Origin of the sequence: Nocardia sp. NPDC005746 (assembly GCF_040630785.1) — a bacterium.
Taxonomy (GTDB): Bacteria; Actinomycetota; Actinomycetes; order Mycobacteriales; family Mycobacteriaceae; genus Nocardia.
This window is the reverse complement of the sequence record NZ_JBEXYE010000001.1, coordinates 414874-435947: the sequence shown is the minus strand read 5'-3', so window position 1 is coordinate 435947 and position 21074 is coordinate 414874. Positions and strand designations below refer to the sequence as shown.

Sequence of the window (21074 nt, the reverse complement as noted above, 5' to 3'; positions counted from 1 at the left end):
CGGTGGTGTTATTTCCCGGTGGTGTCGATCTCCGCGAGTTTCTTGGTGAGGTCGGCACCAATGGCAGCGATCCGCGGCTCATCGATGATCTGGAGATGGTCACCCGGAATGTGGATGACCTCGAGCGCCGGAATGTGCTCCGACCAACCGCCGTTCGGCCGGCGATCGCCGAAGCGGGGCTCCAGCTCGATCATGCCGTCGTGGTAACGGTCGGCGAGGTAGAGCGTCACATCGCCGTCGTAGTTCGAGAGCTCGATCTTCTGCAGCTCCCGGCTCTCGATGAACGAAGTGCGCTGGTGTTCCATAACACCGCCCGGAATGTTCGCGCCCGCGAACTTCACCAGCTCCATGATGATCTGGATCTGGTCCTCGTCCGACGCCGCAGCCAGTTCCTCCAGCTGTTCATCGTCGAGTTCACCGGCGAAGCCGTAGGTCTTCTGCGCGAAGGACTGGTACCGGCGCATGCGCGCCACTCGTGCCTCGGGCGTATCCTGTTCCGGCTCAACCGGAATCGCCAGATCGATCAGACCGACCAGCCGGACGTCCGCACCCTCGGCGCGCATGATCTGCGCCACGGTCAGTGCGAATACCGCACCCAGCGACCAGCCATAGAAGACATAGGGCCCTTCCGGCTGCCGCTTACGGATCTCCGGAATGTACTGACGTGCACGCTCTTCGATCGTGCCGTCGACCCGCTCGAAACCGAACATCGGGGTTCCCGCTGGAAGCCGCTTCAGCAGCGGCTCATACACCAGGGTGTTGCCGCCCGACGGGTGGAACACGAAGACCGGCACGGCGTTCGATCCGGCTTCCTTCGCACGCAAGGTACGGACGAAACCCTCGACGTCGTCGCTGTGCTCCTGGTATTCCGCGACCACATCCGACATCTTCTCGATGGTCTCGCAGCCGCGGATCCGCTCGGGATCGATCTGAGCCTTGGCGCGTTCCGACAATCGAGCGACCAGCTTCCCGAAGGTCTCGTCGTCCAGCTTCGGCAGCGCGTTGAAGATGCCGCCCGCCGACTTACCCGTCACCAGCGCCCAGGTCGCGAACACCAGCCGCTCCGGCGCGTTACGCGGCGGGACATTGTCGGCGTCGGTCTCGGCCACCGGCGCGGATGCCTCGTAGCTGGCGACAACAGGTTCCGCGACGATCGCCTCGGCCTCGTCCACCGGCGAGGTGGTCTCGGTCTTCGGCAGCAGTGCGGCCGGATCCTGGCCCGCGGCCATGGCGGCGCGCGCGGCGGAGACGAAGTCGGCGTCGACGGCGATGTCCTCACCGGCGGCCTGGCGGGCCGCGATGTCCTCGAGCTGATCGCGGTGCTCGATGGCGTAGCGCAGCACCTTGCCGACCTCGAGCAGGCTGGCGTCACGCACCGCCTGGATCTGCAGCTGCGGGATGTCGAACTCGTACTCGACGCGGTTCTTGATGCGCATCGCCATCAGCGAGTCCAGACCCAGCTCCATGAGCGGGATCTCCATCGGCAGGTCCTCGACCGCGTAACCCATGGACTCGGCCACGATGATCGCCAGGCGCGCCTCGATGGTCTGGGTGCCGTTCGGATCCCAGCGCTCACCGGCCGACTCCGCGACCTCGACCGCGGCGGCCGGAGCCGCCTCGACGGCCGCGACCGGCTGCGCCACCGCCGATTCCGGCAGCGGAGCGCCGGAGGTGACGACCGCGTCGAACAGCGGACGGAAGACATTGCCCGCCTTGGCGTGCACCGACACCGACGCACCACCCGGATGCGGAGTGAGCGTGGTGGTCAGAGTGCCGCTCACCGGAATCGCCTCGTGCGCCAGCGACGCGCCGACGGTGACATCCGAGAGCACCTGCACGGCAGCGGCATTCACCAGCGCGGACAGGTCGGTGACGGCCTGGGCCTGCACCTCCCACACGTGGCGGCCGTCCGGCAGCGCCACGTGCGAGCCCGGCACCACGGTGTCGCCCGAGCCGCCGAAGCTGCCGGACACCTTGGGCCAGTACTCCTTACGCAGGAACGCGGTGCGCGGCACCGGCGCGTACTCACCGGCGGGAAGCAGCGAGGGCAGGTCGACCTTGTGGCCCTGCACGTACAGCTGCGCCAGAGCGGAGACGACGCCGGCGGCCTCGTCTTCCTTACGCTTCAGCGTCGGAATGAGCGCGGCATCATGCACGCCCGCCGCGAAGGTGGTGCCCAGCACCTGCATCAGCGCCACCGAGTTCGGGGCCAGCTCGAGATAGGTGGTGATGCCGTTGTCCACAGCCTGGCGGATCGCGTTGGTGAAGTACACCGAACCGCGCATGTTCATGACCCAGTAGTCCACGTCGTGCACCGGTGCGTTGCCACCGCGGTAGACGGCTGCCGCGTGGACGGTGGAGTAGAGGTCGCGCTTGAGCTTGGTGGGCTCGATACCGGCCAGCTCGGCGGCGAGTTCGCCCAGCAGCATGTCCATCTGCGAGGTGTGGCCCGCGCCGCGGGTCTGCAGCACGCGCGCGAACTTGCCCTCGGACTCGGCGCGCGCCACGATCGCATGCACCTGGTCCGGCATGCCGCCGATCACCGTGTTGTTCGGCGCGGCGTACACCGCGACCTCGATGTCGGGGAACTCGGTCTCGACGAGCTTGGCGATTTCCTCCGCGGAGTACTCCAGCAGCGCCATGTTGCGCACCTGATCGTCGGTCAGCATGGCTTCGCCCTCGGCCATCAGCCTCGAACGAGCGCAGATCACGCGCACGGCGTCCTCGAGCGGCAGACCGCCCGAGATGTACGCGCCCGCGACCTCACCCTGCGAATGACCCACGACGCCTTCGGGTTCCGCACCGTGCGCCCGCAGCACCGAGGCCAGACCCACCTGAATGGTGAAGGTGCCGACCTGGCCCGTGCCGATGTCCCAGTCCTGCTCGTCGTCCAGGATCATCTCCCGGACCGAGTATCCGGCCTCGTCCATCACGAGCTCGTCGACCTGGTCGACGGCCTTGCGGAAGATCGAGTTCTCCAGGTAGAGCTGCTTGCCCATCTTCCGGTGCTGCGCACCGAAACCGGCCATCACCCACAGCGCGCCACGGGCGGCCGGGGAATCAGCCGTGTAGACGCCGGTGCCCGGCTTACCCGCCTCGATGGCGCGCAGGCCCGCGATGGCCTCCTCGTGCGTCTTGGCGACGACCACACCGCGCGAGCGGCCGTGGTTGCGCTTGGCCAGCGCGCGGGCCACATCCTCGAGCGGAGTCGCCTGTCCCGCTTCGGATTCCAGCCAGTCAGCCAGATCCTTGGCGGCGCGCTTGCGGCGCGAGGGCAGGTAGGCCGACACCGGGATGATCAGCGGCAGCGGCTCGTCGCGGGTCCACTCTGCTTCCGGTGCGGCAGCTTCGGTGAGAGCCTCGGCCTCGGTGAGCACATCGGTGGACTCGTCGTCGAGCCCATCGGTCGCGGCGACGGAGGGAGCCGCAGCGGCGGGCACGTACTCCTGGATGACCACGTGCGCATTGGTGCCGCCGAAGCCGAAGCCGGAGACACCGATGGTGGCCTTGCCGCTGTAGCGCGGGAATTCGGTGGGCTCGTCGACGACCTTCAGGTGCGCTTGGTCCCACGCGATGAGCGGGTTGGGGCCCACGTAGTTGATGCTCGGCGGAATGACGTTGTTCTGCAGCGCCATGATCACCTTGGCCAGGCTGGCCGCGCCCGCACCGGACTCGATGTGGCCGAAGTTGGACTTGGCCGAACCCAGCAGCGCGGGCTTGTCGTCCTCACGGCCGCGACCGACGACCCGGCCGAGGGCGTCGGCCTCGAGCGGATCTCCGAGCAGCGTGCCGGTGCCGTGCGCCTCGATGTAATCAACTGTGGAAGGCGGGATTCCAGCGTCCCGGTACGCCCGGCGCAGCACCTCGGCCTGCGCATCCGGGTTCGGGGCCAGCATGCCGTTGGAGCGACCGTCGTTGTTGACGGCGGAGCCCTTGATGACACCGTAGATCTTGTCGCCGTCGCGCTCCGCGTCGGCGAGACGCTTGAGCACGATCAGGCCCGCGCCCTCGGAACGGATGAAACCGTCGGCATCGGACGAGAACGCCTTGAGACGGCCGTTCTTCGCGAAGACGCCGTTGATCTCGAAACCGAGGGTGGCGGCCGGAGCCAGGATCAGGTTGACGCCACCGGCCAGGGCCAGCTCGGCGTCACCGGCGCGCAGCGCGCGCACGGCCTCGTGTACCGCCACCAGGGTGGACGAGCACGCGGTGTCGAGTGCCACGGACGGGCCGCGGAAGTCGTAGAAGTACGAGACGCGATTGGCGATGATGGCCGTCGACGAGCCGGTGAGCATGTAGCCCTCGGCCGAGATCGGCAGGTTCGGGTCACGCGGCCCGCCCAGGGCCTGCATGCCGATGTAGGTGAAGTCGTTGGTGGACGTGCCGACGAAGAAACCGACAGGCTTGCCCTTGAGCTCGTTCGCGGGAATCCGCGCGTGCTCCAGAGCCTCCCAGGTCAGCTCGAGCATGAGCCGCTGCTGCGGGTCCATGCGCTCGACCTCGACCGGGGAATGGGCGAAGAACTCCGCGTCGAAGCCCTTCACGACCTCCTGATCGAGGTATCCACCGAGGGTATTGGCCTGCTCGATCTGCGCGGCGACCTGCGGGTTCGACTTGAACTCGTCCCAGCGGCCCTCGGGTAGTTCGCGAATCGCGTCGCCGCGGTTGATCAGAAATTCCCAGGTGGATTCAGGCGTATCACCCGCACCCGGCAGACGGGTGGACAAGCCGACGATCGCGATGTCGTGCGCGTCGCCGGGCTGGAAACCCTGGGTGTAGAACGAGTCGTCGGCCGCCTCGGCCGGAAGGTCTGGCTCACCGTTGATGATTCGCTCCGCCAGCGAACCGATCGTCGGGTGCTGGAACACGATGGTCGCGTTCAGCACGACCCCGGTCAGCTCCTCGATGTCGCCGCCGAGCGCGAGAGCGTCGCGCGAGGCCAAGCCGAATTCCTCCAGCGGCCGGTCCACCGTGATGTTGTCGAGCGGCTGCCCGGTCGCATCGGAGACCCAGCGGCGCAACCACTCCCGCAGATCCTGCACCGACATGTCGGTGCCCGCAGGTTTCGCCGCGGCATCCGTGGTCGGCGCGTGCTCGGTCGTCTGGGTGGGGTCCGTGCCCTCGTTCTCAGCCATCAGTTCCTCAAGCTACCTGTCTGCTTACGGTGCGCGGCGGTGTTTTCATGCATGAATGGCGCGAACCTTATCGGCTCGCGCCATCCAACTTCGAGACGGTCGTCTCACTCCTCGTCTGGTGCATCGGGGAAGGCCTGCTGCGTGTAACCACCACGCAGGGTCCCGCCCATATATTCCGCCTTGCAGGCGCGACGCGCGATCTTGCCACTCGAGGTACGCGGAATCGACCCGGCGGGAACGAGGAGGATGTCACGAGCGGTGACACCGTGCCGGGACGAAATGGCCGCGCGGACCGCGTCGGCGATGGGGGCCGGATCGGCCTTGCCCGCGCCCGGACCGCGCTCGGCAACGATCACCAGCTGTTCGCTGGCATCGTCGGCGTCGTAGCTCAGACCGGAGTGGCTGTCCTGCGCGAAGACCTCGGCGGGCAGCTGGTTGGCCGGCACCGCGAAGGCGGCGACGAAACCGGGACGCAGCATGTTCGAGGCCTCCTGCGCGGAGTACTCGAGATCCTGCGGGTAGTGGTTGCGGCCGTCCACGATGACCAGGTCCTTGACGCGGCCGGTGATGTACAGCTCGCCATCCACGTAGACGCCGTAGTCACCGGTGCGCAGCCAGTTGCCGTCCAGCGGGACGTCGCCGGCCTTGCTGCCCTCGGGCAGGCGGTTGGTGAGACGGTTCCGGAAGGTCTTCTGGGTCTCCTCGGCGCGGCCCCAGTAGCCGATGCCGATGTTGTTGCCGTGCAACCAGATCTCGCCGACCTCGCCCTCGGGGAGCTCACGCGCGCCCTCGGGATTGTCGACGGTCTCCGGGTCCACGATCGCGCCCCACTGCGACAGCGAGACGTAACCGCACGACACCTGCGCGATGGAGTTCTCGGTGCCCTGCTCGACCTTCACCACGCGACCGGCGTTGAGCTCGGTGCGGTCCACATAGATGACCTTGGCCTCGTCCTCGTGCCGGGTGGCCGACACGAACAGGGTGGCCTCGGCCATGCCGTAGCACGGCTTGATGGCGGTCTTGGGCAGGCCGTACGGGGCGAACGCCTCGTTGAACTTCTTCATCGAGGTGGTGGTCACCGGCTCGGAGCCGTTGATCAGGCCGAGCACGTTCGACAGGTCCAGCGATTCGCCCGCCTTGGGCAGGCCGCGCACGGCGGCGTGCTCGAAGGCGAAGTTCGGTGCGGCGGCGAAGGTTCCGGCGCCGTCGGAGACCGCGGCCAGCTCGTTGATCCAGCGCGAGGGACGGCGCACGAAGGAGGCCGGCGACATGATGGTGATGTACTTGCCGCCCACGGCGGGCAGGATCACCGTCAGCAGACCCATGTCGTGGTACAGCGGCAGCCAGGTCACACCGCGCGAGTTCTCGTTCAGATCCAGCGCGTTCACCATCTGCAGCACATTGGTGCCGACACCGCGGTGGGTGATCTCGACGCCGGCCGGCACGCGCGTGGAGCCGGAGGTGTACTGCAGGTAAGCGATGTCGTCGACGCGAATGTCGGGGCGGATCCAGGACTCACCGACACTATCGGGGATGGCGTCGACCGCGATGATGCGCGGGCGCTGGGCCGCGGGCAGCGAGCGGAAGAACTGCCGCACGCCGGCGGCGGAGGAGCTCGCGGTCAGGATCGCGGAGGGCGTGCAGTCGCCGAGCACGGCGTGCAGCCGGTCGGTGTGGCCCGGCTCGTCCGGATCGAACAGCGGCACCGAGATGGTGCCCGCGTAGATCGCCGCGAAGAAGGAGATGACGTAATCCAGGCCCTGCGGGGCCAGGATGGCGACCCGATCGCCCCGCTTGGTCACCTGCTGCAGTCGGGCGGCCACCGCGCGCAGCCGGGTGCCGAACTGGCTCCAAGTGAGGTCCTGGTACTCACCGTCGCGCTCGCGTGAGTAGTCGATGTAGCGGTAGGCAAGGTCGTTCGCGTCATTGCCCGCAGTGTGCATCTCGACGTAGTCGACGAGGGTACGTCCCTCGGGAATCGTGATGTTCCCCGTTTCGTCGAGGTAATCGTCGAAAGTCTCGTCCATTCCTTCTTCTCCTCCGAGGCACACGCGGCATGGAACGGCTGCTTTGCCGCTGTTACCTGTGAGGCCCCGACTGTGTTCGCCCGCGGGAGCTCCATGGGAGAGCCAACCTGCAGAATTTCGTTGCGGTCTGCGCGGTGACCGTCTATTGGCTAGATGTTCTCGAGCCAGGGACATGTTACAGAGGAGCGATCCGGCCATGCTTCGGAGCGGCCGAACATCTCCCAGCTCACACCACTGGACTATGGCTTCACCGGCGCGAATGCCTCCAAATAGGTGGGGAGCGCCCCGGATAGGACACAACTAGGACAGGGATGTGAGTTGCCGCACCCACCGGGTCTCGGCAGTGTCGCAACCCGGAGCACTTTACCGGGTGACCCCCAAACTGGGGGGTTGGTCGGCGGGGGTCACCATTGACTCACGAATGTGCTGGGTGCGGGGCGTTTTCGATGAGACCTGAGGCCCAGTTCACCGTCCACTGGGTGGCGGTGGTCCCGGTGTCGTCCACCTGGTAGCCGTTGTAGAGGCTGTGGACCGGGTTGCCCGCGGCCTTGACCAGGATATTCAGGCTGCCGAGGATGTTTCCGGGGTTGAGCGCCTGCCGGGGCGAATCACAGATCAAATCGCCTGCGGCGCAGATGGTGAAGGCCCGGCCGGACAGCTTGCCGAAGCCGCCGCGCGGTCCGGTCATGGTGATGCCCGGCACGTTCAGGCCCCGCAGCGCGACCTCCGCGCCGACGCCCGCCGGGGACGGTCCGATGGCCGTGGCCTCGCCCGGGTCGCCGATATCGCGGCGGCCGTCGGCGATGGTGGTCACACCCAGCACCAGGTCCTCGGGCACCGGGCCCTTGCCCGCGCCGATCTGCGCGGCCACGTCACCCGCGATCACCGCGCCCTGTGAGAAGCCCGCCAGCACGAAGGTGGTGAGCGGGCAGTCGGCGTGGGTCTTGGCCAGCTTCTCCGAAGCCCGCTTGGCGCCCTCGGACCGGCTGTTGTTGTACGACGTCTGCCCGTCCGGCGGAATGGCGACCGGATTCGAGAACTGGGCGACGTAGGGAACGGTGTAGACCTCGAGCCGTTCGTTCGGGAACTTGGCCCGAATCGGGTTGGAGATGTTCAACATCAGCGACGCCGGGTTCGCGGTCGGGTTGTAGGGGTCGTCGGTGGCGTTCGACTCCCAGGTGCCCGGAAGGGACAGCAACAGCACATCCGGGCAGGCGGCCGGCTGCGAACTCGGACGGGTGGGTCCCGGCGGCTTGGGGCCGGGCAGCCGCAGCCGGCCGGCCAGCAGGTACCACAGCAGCAGCGCCACCACGACCACGATCACGATCGCGGCGATGGCGAGGAGCAGGCAACCTACGGGCCGGGTCCGGCGTCGTCCGTTTCGGCGTCGTGTCGTCACTTGTTGCAGTAGCTCTTCGTGGCGACGTCGTAGTAGGTCTTACCCGCCTGCTCGACCGACATCTTGGCCGGATCGAAGGCCGGGTCGGAGCCGGCGATGGCGGTCACGTACGTGATGATCTGGTCCTGCGGCGCGTTCTCCGCCTTGCCCTGGCAGACCAGATTCGCCGCGGTGATGGCGATATCCGAGGAGCCCGGGGTGATGCCGGCCTTCTTCAGCTCCTCGAGGAAGCCCTTCTCCTTGTCCGTCAGCGCCGGGGAACCGGGCGGCGTGGTCAGGAACTGGCTCGGGATCGGGTCCGGGCGCTGGGAGGTCCCGCTGTCGGGCGCGGCCGAAGGGGCCTGCTGATCGGCCGACGGCGTGGCGGCACCGGAGGCGGCGGCCGTGGTCTTGGTGGCGCTCAGCGTGGGAGTGCTCTTGGCGGTCGAGTCGTTGCTACCGCACGCGGCGAGCAGGCCGGCGGCGGCGAGGGCGGCCACCACGCCGAATACCTTTCCACGGGTTCCGTGCATCTATTCGCTTCCTATTTCTGTCCAAGGGCAAAGGTCGCCCCCAGGCTAGCCGCAACCCGGACGCGGAGCCCGAACCACAACGGACCCTCATCCGTTTCTTAGGGGCGATTAGGGCCTGTTCGTCGTGAAAGTCGTCGCAAAAGTCTCAGTTGGGACGGACTTCAGGGCCCAGCGCGGGGATGGGCGCCGGGGACGGCGGTTCGGCCGGAGTGGGTTCCGGGGCCGGGACCGGAGCCGCCGCCGGAGCGGGGATCGCGGCGGGGCCCCCGGCCGGAGCCGGAGCCGAGGCGGGTGCGGCTGCCGCCGGAGCGGGAGCAGGGGCCGCAGGGGCAGGTGCGGCTGCCGCCGGGACGGGAACCTCGGGGGCCGGGGCCGGAGCCGGAGCCGGGGCGTTCGCGGGAGCCGGAGCCGGGGTGGCGGCCGGAGCTGCCGCCGGGGCCGGGTCGGGTTTGGGGGCCTCGCTGCCGGGGATGGCGATGGGCCGCCCGTCGAAGGTGGCCGCGACGGCGCGGCCGTCGTGGATGGTGATGGTGCCGCCCTGGAAGGTCTGCTGCAGGCCGCCCGGGGTCTGCCCCTCGTCGGAGATCGGGAAGCCGAGCGGTCCGTTCTCGAATCCGGTTGCGCCCCAGGCATCCATGATCTGGCCGGTGCGCACGCCCCAGGCGCCCGAGATCGGGCTCCAGTAGATATTGCCGCCCTCGAAGGCGCTGTAGCGGCCGAAGTCGCGCAGCCCCTGCTCACCGCTGGTCGGGAAACCGTAGGGGCCGTTCTCGAATCCGAGCTGGGAGTATTTGCCCAGGATCAGGCCCTGCACCAGGTGCGCGCCGGTCTTGGCGGTGAAGTACACCGGTCCGTTCTCGAAACTCTGGACCACGCCGTCCTTCTGGGGCGTGCGCGCCTCCTGCCCGTTCGGGTAGCCCGCGGGGCCGTTCTCGAAGCCCTGCCGGGCCCATTCGTCGAGGATCGCGCCGCGCACCGCCTGGGCCCCGGTCTGTGGGGTCCAGTAGATGGATCCGTTCTGGAAGTGCTGCACCCGGCCGCGGCCGTCGGGCAGCCCGCCCTCGCCGCCGGTCGGGAAGCCGAGGGCGCCGGTTGCGGCGCCCAGTCCGGCGTAGCTGCCGCCGATCGCGCCCGCGACCGGCTGCGCGCCGGTGCCCTGGGAGAACATCACCCGGCCGCCGCGGAAGTCCTGGCCGACGCCGCCGGTCATCGGGTATTCGCCGGTCAGGCAGTCGCCGAGCCAGTTGTTGCCCTGCACCACGGGGGCGATCGCACCGCCGGTCCTGCAGTTGGGCGGGGTGGAGTCCACGCCGAGCGCGGCCGCGGTCTGCGGCCAGGCCTGACGCATCTCGAAGTCCCAGTACGGCCAGGTGTGGGTGCCGGAGGCGCGGTAGTTCACCGAGACCGGGATATTCAGCTTGTTGAGCTTGGCCACGAAGTTCTGGGTGCTCAGCCGCGACAGCACCTCGAGCCCGAGGCCGGCGTAGTTGGTGCTGATGCCGGGAATGTCGGAGAGCGGGTCGGCGGCGCCCGCGACGCCGTTGCCGCTGGAGACGTACAGCGCGGTGCCCTTGAGCTTCTCGGCCTGCTCGTAGGGGTCGTGTTCCTTCCACGCGGCGCTGGTGGGCGGACCGAACATCTTCGACGAGTCGAAGCCGCCCGCGTCGTGCATGGCGAAGTTGACCGCCTGCGGCATGCCCAGCGAGGTCAGGGTGAGGAACCCGGAGTAGGAGGACGCCGAGCGGACCCAGCCCGGATTGCGCGCGGCCAGCATCATGGCGGCGGTGCCGCCCATCGAGAGGCCCTCCACCGCACGCACGTCGGTGGCCCGGAACTGGCTCTCCAGCAGCGGCGGGAGTTCCTTCACCAGGAAGGTCTCCCACTGGTAGTTGTGGCCGTTGTCGGGGGCCAGCCAGTCGGCGTAGAAGCTGGACTGGCCGCCGATGGGCAGCACCACCAGGGCGTTCTTGTCGGCGTAGAAGCCGGCCGCGCCCGCGTCCTTGGTCCAGCCGTTCTCGTCGTCGGTCGCGCGCAGGCCGTCGAGCATGTAGACGACCGGGAATTTGGCGTCCGGTTTGGTGTTCCAGTCACGCGGCAGCAAAAGCTGAATCTGGAGTGGGGAACCGGTCGCCGGGGAGTTCACCCACACGTTGACCCGGTGGTCGTTCAGCCAGTTCACCTTCTGGACCGAGGCCGCCGGAGCCGGGGCCTCGGGGGCGGCGCTCGCCGCCCCCGGCACTAAGAAAGTGCCCGCTGCCAGCGGAAATACCGCCGCTATGGCGCATGCCATCCTGCGCATGCGCCCTGTTCTGATCCCACGGACAACTCCAGCCACATTAGTGTTGTACCTCCGGAACCTTGTGAGTTCCGGTAGGACACACGCAAATCTGCCGTTCCGCAGCAAACGCCCAGTTGCCGGTCCGGGCCGGGCGTCAAGCCCCCAGCGCGGCCAGGATGTCGGGCCGGGCGTCGGCGAGCTGGTCCTGCCAGTAGCCCCAGGAGTGGGTGCCCTGAACCGGCAGGTTGTAGTGCGCGTCGATGCCCAGCTGTTCCATGCGGCCGATGAACGACATGGTGTTCACCATCGACAAGGTCTCCAGCGCAACGGCGTTCACGGTGTTGAACATGCCGGTCGCCGAGTCCGGACTGTCGTGCGGGCCGAGCACGCCCCACGAGGCGGAGATGTACAGCGGCAGGTTGCGCAGCTGCGGCGCGAATACGAACGGGTCCATGCGCAGCCACTGCGGGCTCCACGGCCAGGCCATCGAATCCACGTTGAAACGGCCCGCGTCGAGCATGGCGATCCGGATCGCCTCCCGCATACCGGGCGCGGAGATGTTCAGGTAGCCCGAGAACGAGGACGCGTGTTTGAACTGGTCGCGGTGGTAGGCGGCCAACGCCAGCGCCGCCGAGCCGCCCATGGACAGTCCGGCCACCGCGTTGTTGGTACGGGAGACGCCGTAGCCCTCGAGGAACGCCGGCAGCTCCTCGGTCAGGAAGGTCTCCCACTTGTAGGTGAGCTTCTGCCCGTTGGTCGAGGAGGGCGCGCGCCAGTCCGTATAGAAGCTGGACTGACCGCCGACCGGCATCACCAGGGTGACGTTGTCCTCGGCGAACTGTTTCAAGGCATCCGTCTCGAAAGTCCAGGCATTGAAGTCATTTCGGGCACGTAGCCCGTCGAGCAGGTACAGCGCGGCGTTGCCGCCGTGCCGCGCCCACTGCACCTGAACCTTGATCGGGCCCATGCTCGAGGGCACGTACAGCTCCTCGAATCCGCCTTCGGGAGTGCGATGCACCGGGTGCGTGGGCATGGCGGCCGCGGGCCCGGCCAACGCCGGGAGCGCGGCCACCGCCAGGGCCGTGACCAGGGCGCGCCGCCAGAACCTCCGGACGCGAACGCGCGTGGTGAGCCGAACCGAACCGTGCTGTGGGCATGACGAAGCGCCCTGTACTGCCATAGAGATCGATCTCCTGAACCGCAGGGGGGAACCACACCGACGTGACGGGAGTCACGGACAACGGTGCACTCTACAGTCGGCTCGGAGGTATTGGGGGCAACCGGCGGGTATCCCGTTCAGCAGGCGTGTATTTCGATCACTGCTCCACACCGAGCGCGGCCGCGGCCTGCGGCCAGGACTGTCGCATCTCGAAATCCCAGTACGGCCAAGCGTGCGTGCCGGCCGCCCGGTAGTTCACCGAGACCGGAATGCTCAATTTGTCGAGTTTCGCGGCGAATTGCCGGGATGACATGAGCGCCAGGATCTCCAGCGCCGTACCCGACCAGTCGGTACTCACTCCGGGGATCGTCGCACCACCCCGGACACCCCCGGACCCACTGCCGCTGGAGATGTAAAGGCTGACGCCCTTGAGCCGTTCGGCCAGTTCATAGGGATCGTGCGCGGACCACTCCGCGGCGCCCGGCGGCCCCCACATGAAGTCGGCGTTGTTCTCCCCCGCCGCCCGCTGCGCGAGCTGGATCGCCTGCGGCATACCGATAGTCGTGGCCGTGAGCAGTCCGGAGAACGAGGCGGCGAAACGCGCGAAGCCCTTGTTTCGCGCGGCCAGCGTCATGGCGGCCGAACCACCCATCGACAATCCAGCGATGCCGCGCACATCGGTGGTGCGCCAGTCGCGTTCGAGCAGCGGCGGTAATTCCTTGGTGAGGAACGTTTCCCACCGATTGGTCTTGCCTTCCGAAGCCTGTCTCCAGTCGGTGTAGTAGCTCGCCGCGCCACCGACGGGCAGGGCGACCACCACGTTCTTGTCAGCGTAGAACGACTGTGCCCCAGCCTCTTTCGTCCATCCGCTCTCCTCATCGCCGGCGCGTGTTCCGTCCAGCAGGAACAGCACCGGGAACTTGGCGGCGGGCCGCGCGTCCCAATCGCGCGGCAGCAACAGCTGTACCTGCACCCGGCCGTGCATGGCGGGCGAATCCACCCACAGCGCAACACGTCTCGCGCCGAGCGGGATGACCTGACTGATGACGGGCGCCGCGGCGGGCGCCGGCTCCGCGGCGGCCGGAGCACCGGTGAGCACTATCGCGACGGCCGCCGCGATGGCGACCGTCCCCCTGATCCGGCACGAGCGCCGTCGTCGCGATACCACCTGTGCCACATTAGCTTTCGAACCCGTCCGGGAAACGGCGAATGCCGGTCACCCCGAGGGGTGACCGGCATTCGGGCTATCGGAAGATCAGATCGCGTGCAGCGCCTGCAGGATGCCGATGCGGGACTTCCACAGCTCGGCCTCCCAGTACTTCCAGGAGTGGGTGCCGGTGGCCGGGAAGTCGAAGTCCGCCGGGATGCCCAGCTGCGCCAGGCGGGCCTGGAACGAGCGGGTGTTGAGCAGGCAGACCGCCTCGATGCCCATACCGACGCCGGTGTCGAACACCGCGCCGACATTGGCCGGCCGGTCGAACTCACCGGGCAGCGCGCCACCGGCCGAGATACGCATCGGCAGGCCACGCAGCTGCGGGGCGAACACGAACGGGTCCATGCGCAGCCACTGCGGGCTCCACGGCGGCGCCATCGAGTCGATGTTGTAGGCGCCCCAGCGCAGGACGGCCACGCGCAGGGCCTCCCGCATACCGGGGGCGGAGACGTTCAGCGCGCCGGAGTACGAGCCGGCCCACTTGAACTGGTCGCGGTGGAAGGCGGCCAGCGCGAGCGCGGCGCCACCGCTCATCGACAGACCGACGACCGCGTTGTTGGTGCGGGAGACGCCGTAGCCCTCGAGGAAGGCGGGCAGCTCCTTGGTCAGGAAGGTCTCCCACTTGTAGGTGAACTTCTGGCCGTTGGTGTTACTCGGGGCCAGCCAGTCGGTGTAGAAGCTGGACTGACCACCGACCGGCATCACCAGGGTGATGTCGTCGTTCGAGAACTGCTGGTTGGCGTTGGTCTCGAAGCTCCACGCGTTGCGGTCGTCGCGCGCGGCCATGCCGTCGAGCATGTAGAGCGCGCCGTTGCCGCCGTTGCGGGCCCACTGGACCTGGACCTTGATCGGGCCCATGCTCGAGGGAACCATCAGGTCCTCGGTGGCGCCCGGGTTCATCCGGTGGGTGATGCCATGAGCGGGCAGGGCCTGCGCCGGAGCGCCGCCCACCACCACCGGCAGTGCGAGAGCGGCGACCGATGCGACCAGCGTCCGCCTCATCCATGTACCCGCACCGCGTGTCGGACGCGCCGCAGTACTCCCCCCGTTCCTGCCGAACCTCATGAATCCTGCTTTCTTTTACTCCGGCTACTTCGCTGCTGACGGCCAACCCGCCCCATGAGTGCAGCCGACATCGGCCGCGACATCACCGGACAGCGAGATCCCCGACAACCTCATCAGATTGGTTCCGCGTGACAATATGTCACGGAGCCCACTCTCGGCAACAGGACCGAATGATCTTTCGGCACAATGAGAAACACGCCGACTCGCGAGTGTCGCGGCACTGACGGGAAGGGCATCCGACGCGTACACGAACTCGCATTTCACCTATGCGCAAACAGCGATTCGGTACCAGTGACTTGTGTCACTCACCTGTCTATTCGCCATTCCTATGACAACAGCTCAGCCGGGAATCGACAGCCCCCAATCCCGCTGGCCGGCAAAGTCTCCGATGCACCGGGCAATGCCTCCGATGTACAGGCAATGCCTCCGATGCGGTCCGACCAGGCACAACAAAACAGCGGCATGAGACTCGGTCTCATGCCGCTGATCGAACATCGGGCGAACTCGTGTCGAAGCGTGTTGCTGTGGAGCGGATTTCGGACGTCAGCCGATATTCGCCGACATGTCCGGAATCATCCGGTACGCGTCGTCCTGCCAGTTGGTCCAGGCGTGCAGTCCGGCGGACGGGAAGTCGTAGACCACGTTGCTCGCGCCCAGCGTCATCATGCGGACCTGGAACGCGCGGGTATTGGCCAGCGCCAACGCTTCCAGCGGGGTGCCGCGGACGATGCGGTCGGCGGCCGCGCCGAACGGAATCTGGAGGTCCTGCTGCATCGGCAGGCCGCTGCCGGCCGAGACCCAGACGCGAGTGTTGTTCGCGATCAGGGTGGGCGCGAAGACGAAGGGATCCATGCGCAACCACTGCGGACCCCACGGCGGCGCCATGCAGTCGACGTTGTAACCGCCGGCGTCGATCATGGCCGCGCGAATGCCCTCGCGCATACCCGGCGCGGAAATGTTCAGATAACCGGAGAATGATCCGGCGAAACTGAATTGGTCGGCGTGGTACGCCGACAGCGTGAGCGCGGCACTGCCGCCCATCGACAATCCGAACACGCCATTGCGATTCGGATTGAAGCCCAGGCGATCCCGCAATGCCCAGCGCAGCTGATTGGTGAGCAGTGATTCCCAGGTGTAGCGGTAGCTCTTGCCCTCACCACCGCCCAGCGCCTCGGTCACGCCGGATCCGGAATTCGACGCGGACGAGCCGCTGCCGGGCCGCAGGCCGAAGAACGAACTGGGTGAATCCCAGTCCGCGTAGAAGCTGGACTGGCCGCCGACCGGCATCACCACATTGATGTTCCAGCTCTGCAGGACCTCGGCGACATTGGTGTTGATCTCCCAGCCGTTCATGTCGCCCTGGGCGCGTTCGCCGTCGAGCACGTAGACGACGCGGTTGGTATTGCCGTCGGCGGCGCGGAAGATCCGGGACTTGATCGGGCCCATCTCGGGAGAATCGACCCAGAAGTCGAATCCCGACGGATTGAATCCGGCTGATGCGGGCGGGGAGACGACCACCCCGGCGCCTAATGGCAGCAGCATCGCCGTCGCGATACCCAGCACAGTTCGTTTGAAGCCACGCACCAGCATCGACCCAGCCTCTCATCGGAGCACAGACGATCCAGCAGAACGATCTTCTCTTCGAAACTGCTCAAGTATCGGACGTCCGCGTCGGCGTGTCGGGCGTGTCGACGCACGAGTCCCCCGGGCGAGTCCAGATCTTGACCTACGCCCGGGGGACTTTACGCGCTGAGCGCGGGTTTCTAGCCGATGTTGTTGGAGAGGTCCGGGATCATGCGGTAGACCTCGGCCTCCCAGTTCCGCCAGTTGTGCACACCGCTGGCCGGGAAGTCATAGGTGACGTTCTGCGCGCCCAGGGTGGACATCCGGACCTGGAAGGCCCGGGTGTTGGCGAGCGCGAGCGCCTCCAGCGGCATGCCCTGGATCACCGACATGACGCCGGTGACGTCGCCGGCGGCCGGGATGGCGCTGGCGGCGGAGATCCACAGGCGGGTGTTGTTGGCGATCAGGCGCGGCGCGAACACGAACGGGTCCATGCGCAGCCACTGCTGACCCCACGGCGGGGCCATCGAGTCCACGTTGTAGCCGCCGGCGTCGATCATGGCGACGCGGATGGCCTCACGCATGCCCGGCGCGGAGACGTTCAGGTAGCCGGAGAACGAGCCCGCGTAGCTGAACTGGTCCGGGTGGTAGGCGGCCAGGGTCAGCGCGCCCGAACCGCCCATGGACAGGCCGAACACGCCGTTGCGGTTGGGGTTGAAGCCCAGCCGGTCACGCAGCGCGTTGCGCAGGTCCTGGGTGATGAAGGTTTCCCAGGTGTAGCGGTAGCTCTTGCCGGGGCCGCCGGCGAACAGGCCGAACGCGCCGGAACCCGACTGCGAGCCCGAGGCGGAACCCGAGGAGGAACCGGCCGAGCCGCTGCCGCCGCCGATGCCGAGGATGGAGCTGGGCTCGGCCCAGTCGGCGTAGAAGCTGGACTCGCCGCCGACCGGCATGACCACGTTGATGTTCGCGGCGGTCAGCGCGCGGACGACCTCGGTGTCGTTCTCCCAGCCGTTGAGGATCTGGGTGGCACGCATGCCGTCGAGGGCGTAGACGACCCGCGAGGTGTTGCCGTCAGCGGCACGGAAGACGCGGGTCTTGACCGGGCCCATGCTGGCCGAGTCGACCCAGAAGTCGAACCCGGACGGGTTGAAGGCGGCGTGCGCGACGCCGCTGACTCCGGCCACCGACGCGCCCAGGGGAACCATGAGGGCCGCGGCGAGCCCGAGTGCCGATCGTTTCAACCATCCGCCGCCCATCGCTGGACGTCTAACCCACTCGCCTCGCATGCCTTCGTCCGGCCTTTCGTGTCCTGTTCATTCCGTGCAATTCCGCCGGTTCGGTCATCGCCCGGCAGAAGGTCTCGGGGAGCCTATCGTGCGTTGGCGAACTGTTCGTTATCGGTTTGTGACAGAAGTGACGGGCGCCACACTTTTCCGGAAACGTGCCCTGAGCTGCATTGATACAGGGCTCGAGACAAAACCCGGCGCCTTACCCGATGTGTGAGGAGAGATCGGGCAATTGCTTGATGAGTTGCGGCTCCCAGGTGTGCCAGTTGTGGATGCCGGTGGGCGGGAAGTCGTAGGCGACATTGCCGAGACCGACAACGGCCAAGCGGGCCTGGAACATCCGGGTGCTCGCCAGCGCCACCGCCTCGATGCCCATGCCCTCCTTGGTCGCCATCGCGGAGATGTCACCGCCGCCCGGAATGGCGCTCGCCGCGGAGATCCACAGCCGGGTGTTGTTGGCCTTCAACCGCGTTGCGAACACGGCCGGGTCGAGGTGCTGCCATCTGGCCTCCGACGAAGCCAGGGCATCCACGTTGTAGCCGCCGCAGTCCAGCATCGCGGCGCGGATCGCCGCCCGCATGCCGGGCGTGCTCATATTCGGCACACCCGAATTCGAACTGGCGTAACTGAACTGGTCCGGGTGGAAGGCCGCCAGCATGAGCGCGGCACTGCCGCTCATGGACACGCCGACCACGCCGTTGCGGTTCGGACTGAAGCCCAGCCGATCGCGCAGCGCGTTGCGCAGGTCGCTGGTGATGAAGGTTTCCCACTTGTAGGTGTAGGACTTGCCCGGACCACCCGAGAACACCGACGAGGCGCCGGAACCGGTCACGTCGCCCGGCGCGGTGCCGGGCTTCATGCCCAGGAAGGTGCTGGGCTGGGTCCAGTCGGCGTAGAAGCTGGACGCGCCGCCGACCGGCATCACCACATTGATATTGGCGTCCATCAACGCCTGGGCGACGTTGGTCTCGATCTCCCAGCCGTTGAGGTCCTCGCGGGCGCGCATGCCGTCGAGCAGGTAGACCACGCGATTGGTGTTGCCGTCATTGGCGCGGAAGACGCGCGACTTGATCGGGCCCATCGCGGAATCCACGTAGAAATCGAAACCGGCCGGATTCAGAGCCGCCTGCGCGGTGCCGCCGGTGCCGGCGACCGACGCCCCGAACGGCAGCATCAGCGCCATGGCCAGGCCGAATGTCGCCCTCGTGAACCACGCTCGCCGCGGTCGAGTTCCCCGTTTCCCACGCACAGTGGTGGCAGCGCTAGGCATCGTGTTGTTCCGGCCTTTCCAAACTCATGACATCCGCTGTGACACATAGGAAGATCACCCGCAGCGGCCTGCCGAGTAGCGTATCGCGGAACCCCCCGCCAGGCGTTACCTAATTGAGACAGAATTTCAAATTTCATCTTCAGTTCGTGACAAAACGCCCAAATTAATTGCCGTACAGCGCAAAGCAGCCCCGTATCCGCGAGGGATACGGGGCTGCTGTACTGTCCGGTTACTTCGGCGGCTCGGTCGGGTCGACCAATCCGCAGCGCTGGATCTCGTACTTCGGGACCCGATCGATCCGGTACTTGGCGAAGTCGAGCGACTGCACCAGGTTGTGCCGCCAGCGGTCGAAGGTCAGCGGCGCGCGCACCGAGGCCAGCATGTCCTGGGTGGCGGGGCAGGACAGCGCCGTGCGCGCCTGCATGGTCCACTTCTCGTCCAGGAACCACGGCATCCACGGGTGCTTGTCCACCATGCCGGTGTCCACGACCACCCAGTCGGAGTAGAGGTTCTTGTCGTGGCCGATCCGGCCGTCGGTCAGCCGATCGGTGTGCGAGGCAAGCGGATACGCCAGGCCCATCTGATCGATGACGCGCACCTCCAGCGGCACGTTCATACTGGTCATGCCGAGATTCAGGAAGAACACCACGTGCTCCTGATTGCCCTCGGGGACCGGTGCGGGCACCAGATACCAGTTCGTGAACGAGGGCGAGCTGAGCAGCAGCGCGCCGTCCGGCGTATTACCGATGTCCCGGACCATGGCGCGAATGCGCGGATAGTCCAGGTAGTCCTCCGCGCGGATCGGGTGATCGTGGCCGGTGTTGAGCACGTAGTAGATGCGCTCGTCCACGATGCCGTTGGCCCGGATCTTGGTGCCGGTCGTGATGGCGGTGGTGTCGGCCGCGAACAGCGCCCACCCCGTGGTTCCGGCGAACGCGGCCAGCACGACCACGAAAGCCCAGTCCATGCGGCGCATTCCGGTCGCGCCCGCCGCCACCCTGCGCGGCAGCCGCAGCGGCAGCACCGCGACGGGCAGGATCAGGCAGAACACCTGCGGCAGCAGCATGCGGCCGTGCATGAAGTCGCCGCCGACCCGGATCTCGTAGACGGTGAGCACGAATCCGCTGCCCAGCATGAGCGCGACCACCGCGGCGGGGGTCCGCAGCCAATGACTGAAACTGTCAATCCGCCCGCGCCATCCGGGTTTCCGGGATTCGCCCGCGGGATAGGAACCGGAGAGTTGGTCGCGGCGCTGCCGCCCGACCACCACACCGGCCACCAGCAGCACCAGCAGCGGCAGCCACAGCCAGTACGGCCCGACCAGATCCCAGAGATATTCCATACCCTGGCCCCACTTCGCGCCGCCGGCGTCCTTGGCCACCGCGGTGTTCGGGTAGGGCAGGCCGTAGTAGCCCATCCGCCAGATCTGGTACGCCACGGGCAGCAGACCCGCGACCGCCACGATCAGCACCCGGAACAGCCAGGGCCGCAAGCGGGTCTCGGGCACCGGGGCGCAGAACAGCATGAGCAGCGCGAGCGCCCCGACCAGTGTCATCTCCGGGCGGATCAGCGGGGCCAATCCGGCGAAGAAGACGAGCGCGAGAAAGCCTGCGGGGCGCGCCTTCTCGGCCTGACTCCAGCGCACCATCCCCCACCAGAGCACCGCCAGCCAGAAGATGACGAGGCAGGACTCCAGTCCGGAGGTGGCGTAGTCACGCGCCGGGGGCAGGGCGATGTAGACCAGCACGCCCGCGGGAAGCAGCAGCGCGGAACCCGTTCCGCCCCACAGCCGGGCGGTGCCGAGCATCGCGAACACGATGGCCAGCACCGACAGCGTGAGCGCGATCCCGAGCACCACGTATTCCAGCCGGGCCTGGGTCAGCCAGCTGAAGAAGTAGACGATGTAGGTCCAGGCCGTGCTGGTATTGGCCTCGACCCGTTCGTCGACATTGAAGACCGGACCGTTGCCCGCCAGCAGGTTTCGCACCGTGCGGAGAACGATCAGGCCGTCGTCGGCGATCCAGCGCCGCTGCCACGCACCGGCCGCGAACAGTGTCGCGGTCAGTGCGATCCCACCGATGAACGTGGCTCGGGATAGTCGCGAGGCACCGCGCGCGGAGTCATCCGCACGCCGACGGGCGCGACCGACCGGCAATTGTGCCGT

11 protein-coding genes and 1 pseudogene are annotated in these 21074 nt (G+C 67.4%); all 12 read right to left on the bottom strand.

The genetic code is table 11. The annotated features are described in order from the left end of the window. Positions 1 to 8 precede the first annotated feature (8 nt). Positions 9 to 5135: a polyketide synthase Pks13 gene (gene pks13 / locus ABZ412_RS01975; protein WP_357275152.1), complete on the bottom strand. Its 5127-nt coding sequence runs from the start codon at positions 5133 to 5135 to the stop codon at positions 9 to 11. Between the two features lie 104 nt (positions 5136 to 5239). Continuing rightward, positions 5240 to 7162, bottom strand: coding sequence for a long-chain-fatty-acid--AMP ligase FadD32 (fadD32, locus tag ABZ412_RS01970; RefSeq protein WP_357275150.1), 1923 nt, complete (start codon positions 7160 to 7162; stop codon positions 5240 to 5242). Between the two features lie 415 nt (positions 7163 to 7577). After that, positions 7578 to 8561 carry a cutinase family protein gene (locus ABZ412_RS01965; protein ID WP_357275149.1) on the bottom strand — a complete coding sequence of 328 codons (984 nt, stop codon included), beginning with the start codon at positions 8559 to 8561 and terminating at the stop codon, positions 7578 to 7580. After that, positions 8558 to 9073, bottom strand: coding sequence for a DUF732 domain-containing protein (locus ABZ412_RS01960; RefSeq protein WP_357275146.1), 516 nt, complete (start codon positions 9071 to 9073; stop codon positions 8558 to 8560). The genes ABZ412_RS01965 and ABZ412_RS01960 overlap by 4 nt, the downstream gene beginning before the upstream one ends. 505 nt (positions 9074 to 9578) lie before the next feature. Further along, a pseudogene (locus ABZ412_RS01955) lies at positions 9579 to 11363 on the bottom strand (alpha/beta hydrolase-fold protein); the annotation flags it as partial. A 142-nt stretch (positions 11364 to 11505) separates the two neighbouring features. Continuing rightward, on the bottom strand, positions 11506 to 12531 hold the full coding sequence (locus tag ABZ412_RS01950) for an alpha/beta hydrolase family protein (protein WP_357275144.1): 1026 nt from the start codon (positions 12529 to 12531) through the stop codon (positions 11506 to 11508). 136 nt (positions 12532 to 12667) lie between these two features. Continuing rightward, positions 12668 to 13678 carry an alpha/beta hydrolase family protein gene (locus ABZ412_RS01945; RefSeq protein WP_357275142.1) on the bottom strand — a complete coding sequence of 337 codons (1011 nt, stop codon included), beginning with the start codon at positions 13676 to 13678 and terminating at the stop codon, positions 12668 to 12670. Positions 13679 to 13765: 87 nt separating this feature from the next. After that, the gene (locus ABZ412_RS01940; protein WP_357275140.1) at positions 13766 to 14725 is read right to left on the bottom strand and encodes an alpha/beta hydrolase family protein; all 960 of its coding nucleotides are present in this window, start codon (positions 14723 to 14725) and stop codon (positions 13766 to 13768) included. 606 nt (positions 14726 to 15331) lie between these two features. Next, the gene (locus ABZ412_RS01935; protein ID WP_357275138.1) at positions 15332 to 16378 is read right to left on the bottom strand and encodes an alpha/beta hydrolase family protein; all 1047 of its coding nucleotides are present in this window, start codon (positions 16376 to 16378) and stop codon (positions 15332 to 15334) included. Between the two features lie 173 nt (positions 16379 to 16551). Then, positions 16552 to 17610, bottom strand: coding sequence for an alpha/beta hydrolase family protein (locus ABZ412_RS01930; RefSeq protein WP_357275136.1), 1059 nt, complete (start codon positions 17608 to 17610; stop codon positions 16552 to 16554). Between the two features lie 232 nt (positions 17611 to 17842). Beyond that, entirely contained in the window at positions 17843 to 18823 is a 981-nt protein-coding gene (locus ABZ412_RS01925; protein WP_357275134.1) for an alpha/beta hydrolase family protein, read from the bottom strand. Positions 18824 to 19139: 316 nt separating this feature from the next. Further along, positions 19140 to 21065, bottom strand: coding sequence for a flagellar motor control protein ZomB (gene zomB / locus ABZ412_RS01920; RefSeq protein WP_357275919.1), 1926 nt, complete (start codon positions 21063 to 21065; stop codon positions 19140 to 19142). Positions 21066 to 21074: the final 9 nt, after the last annotated feature.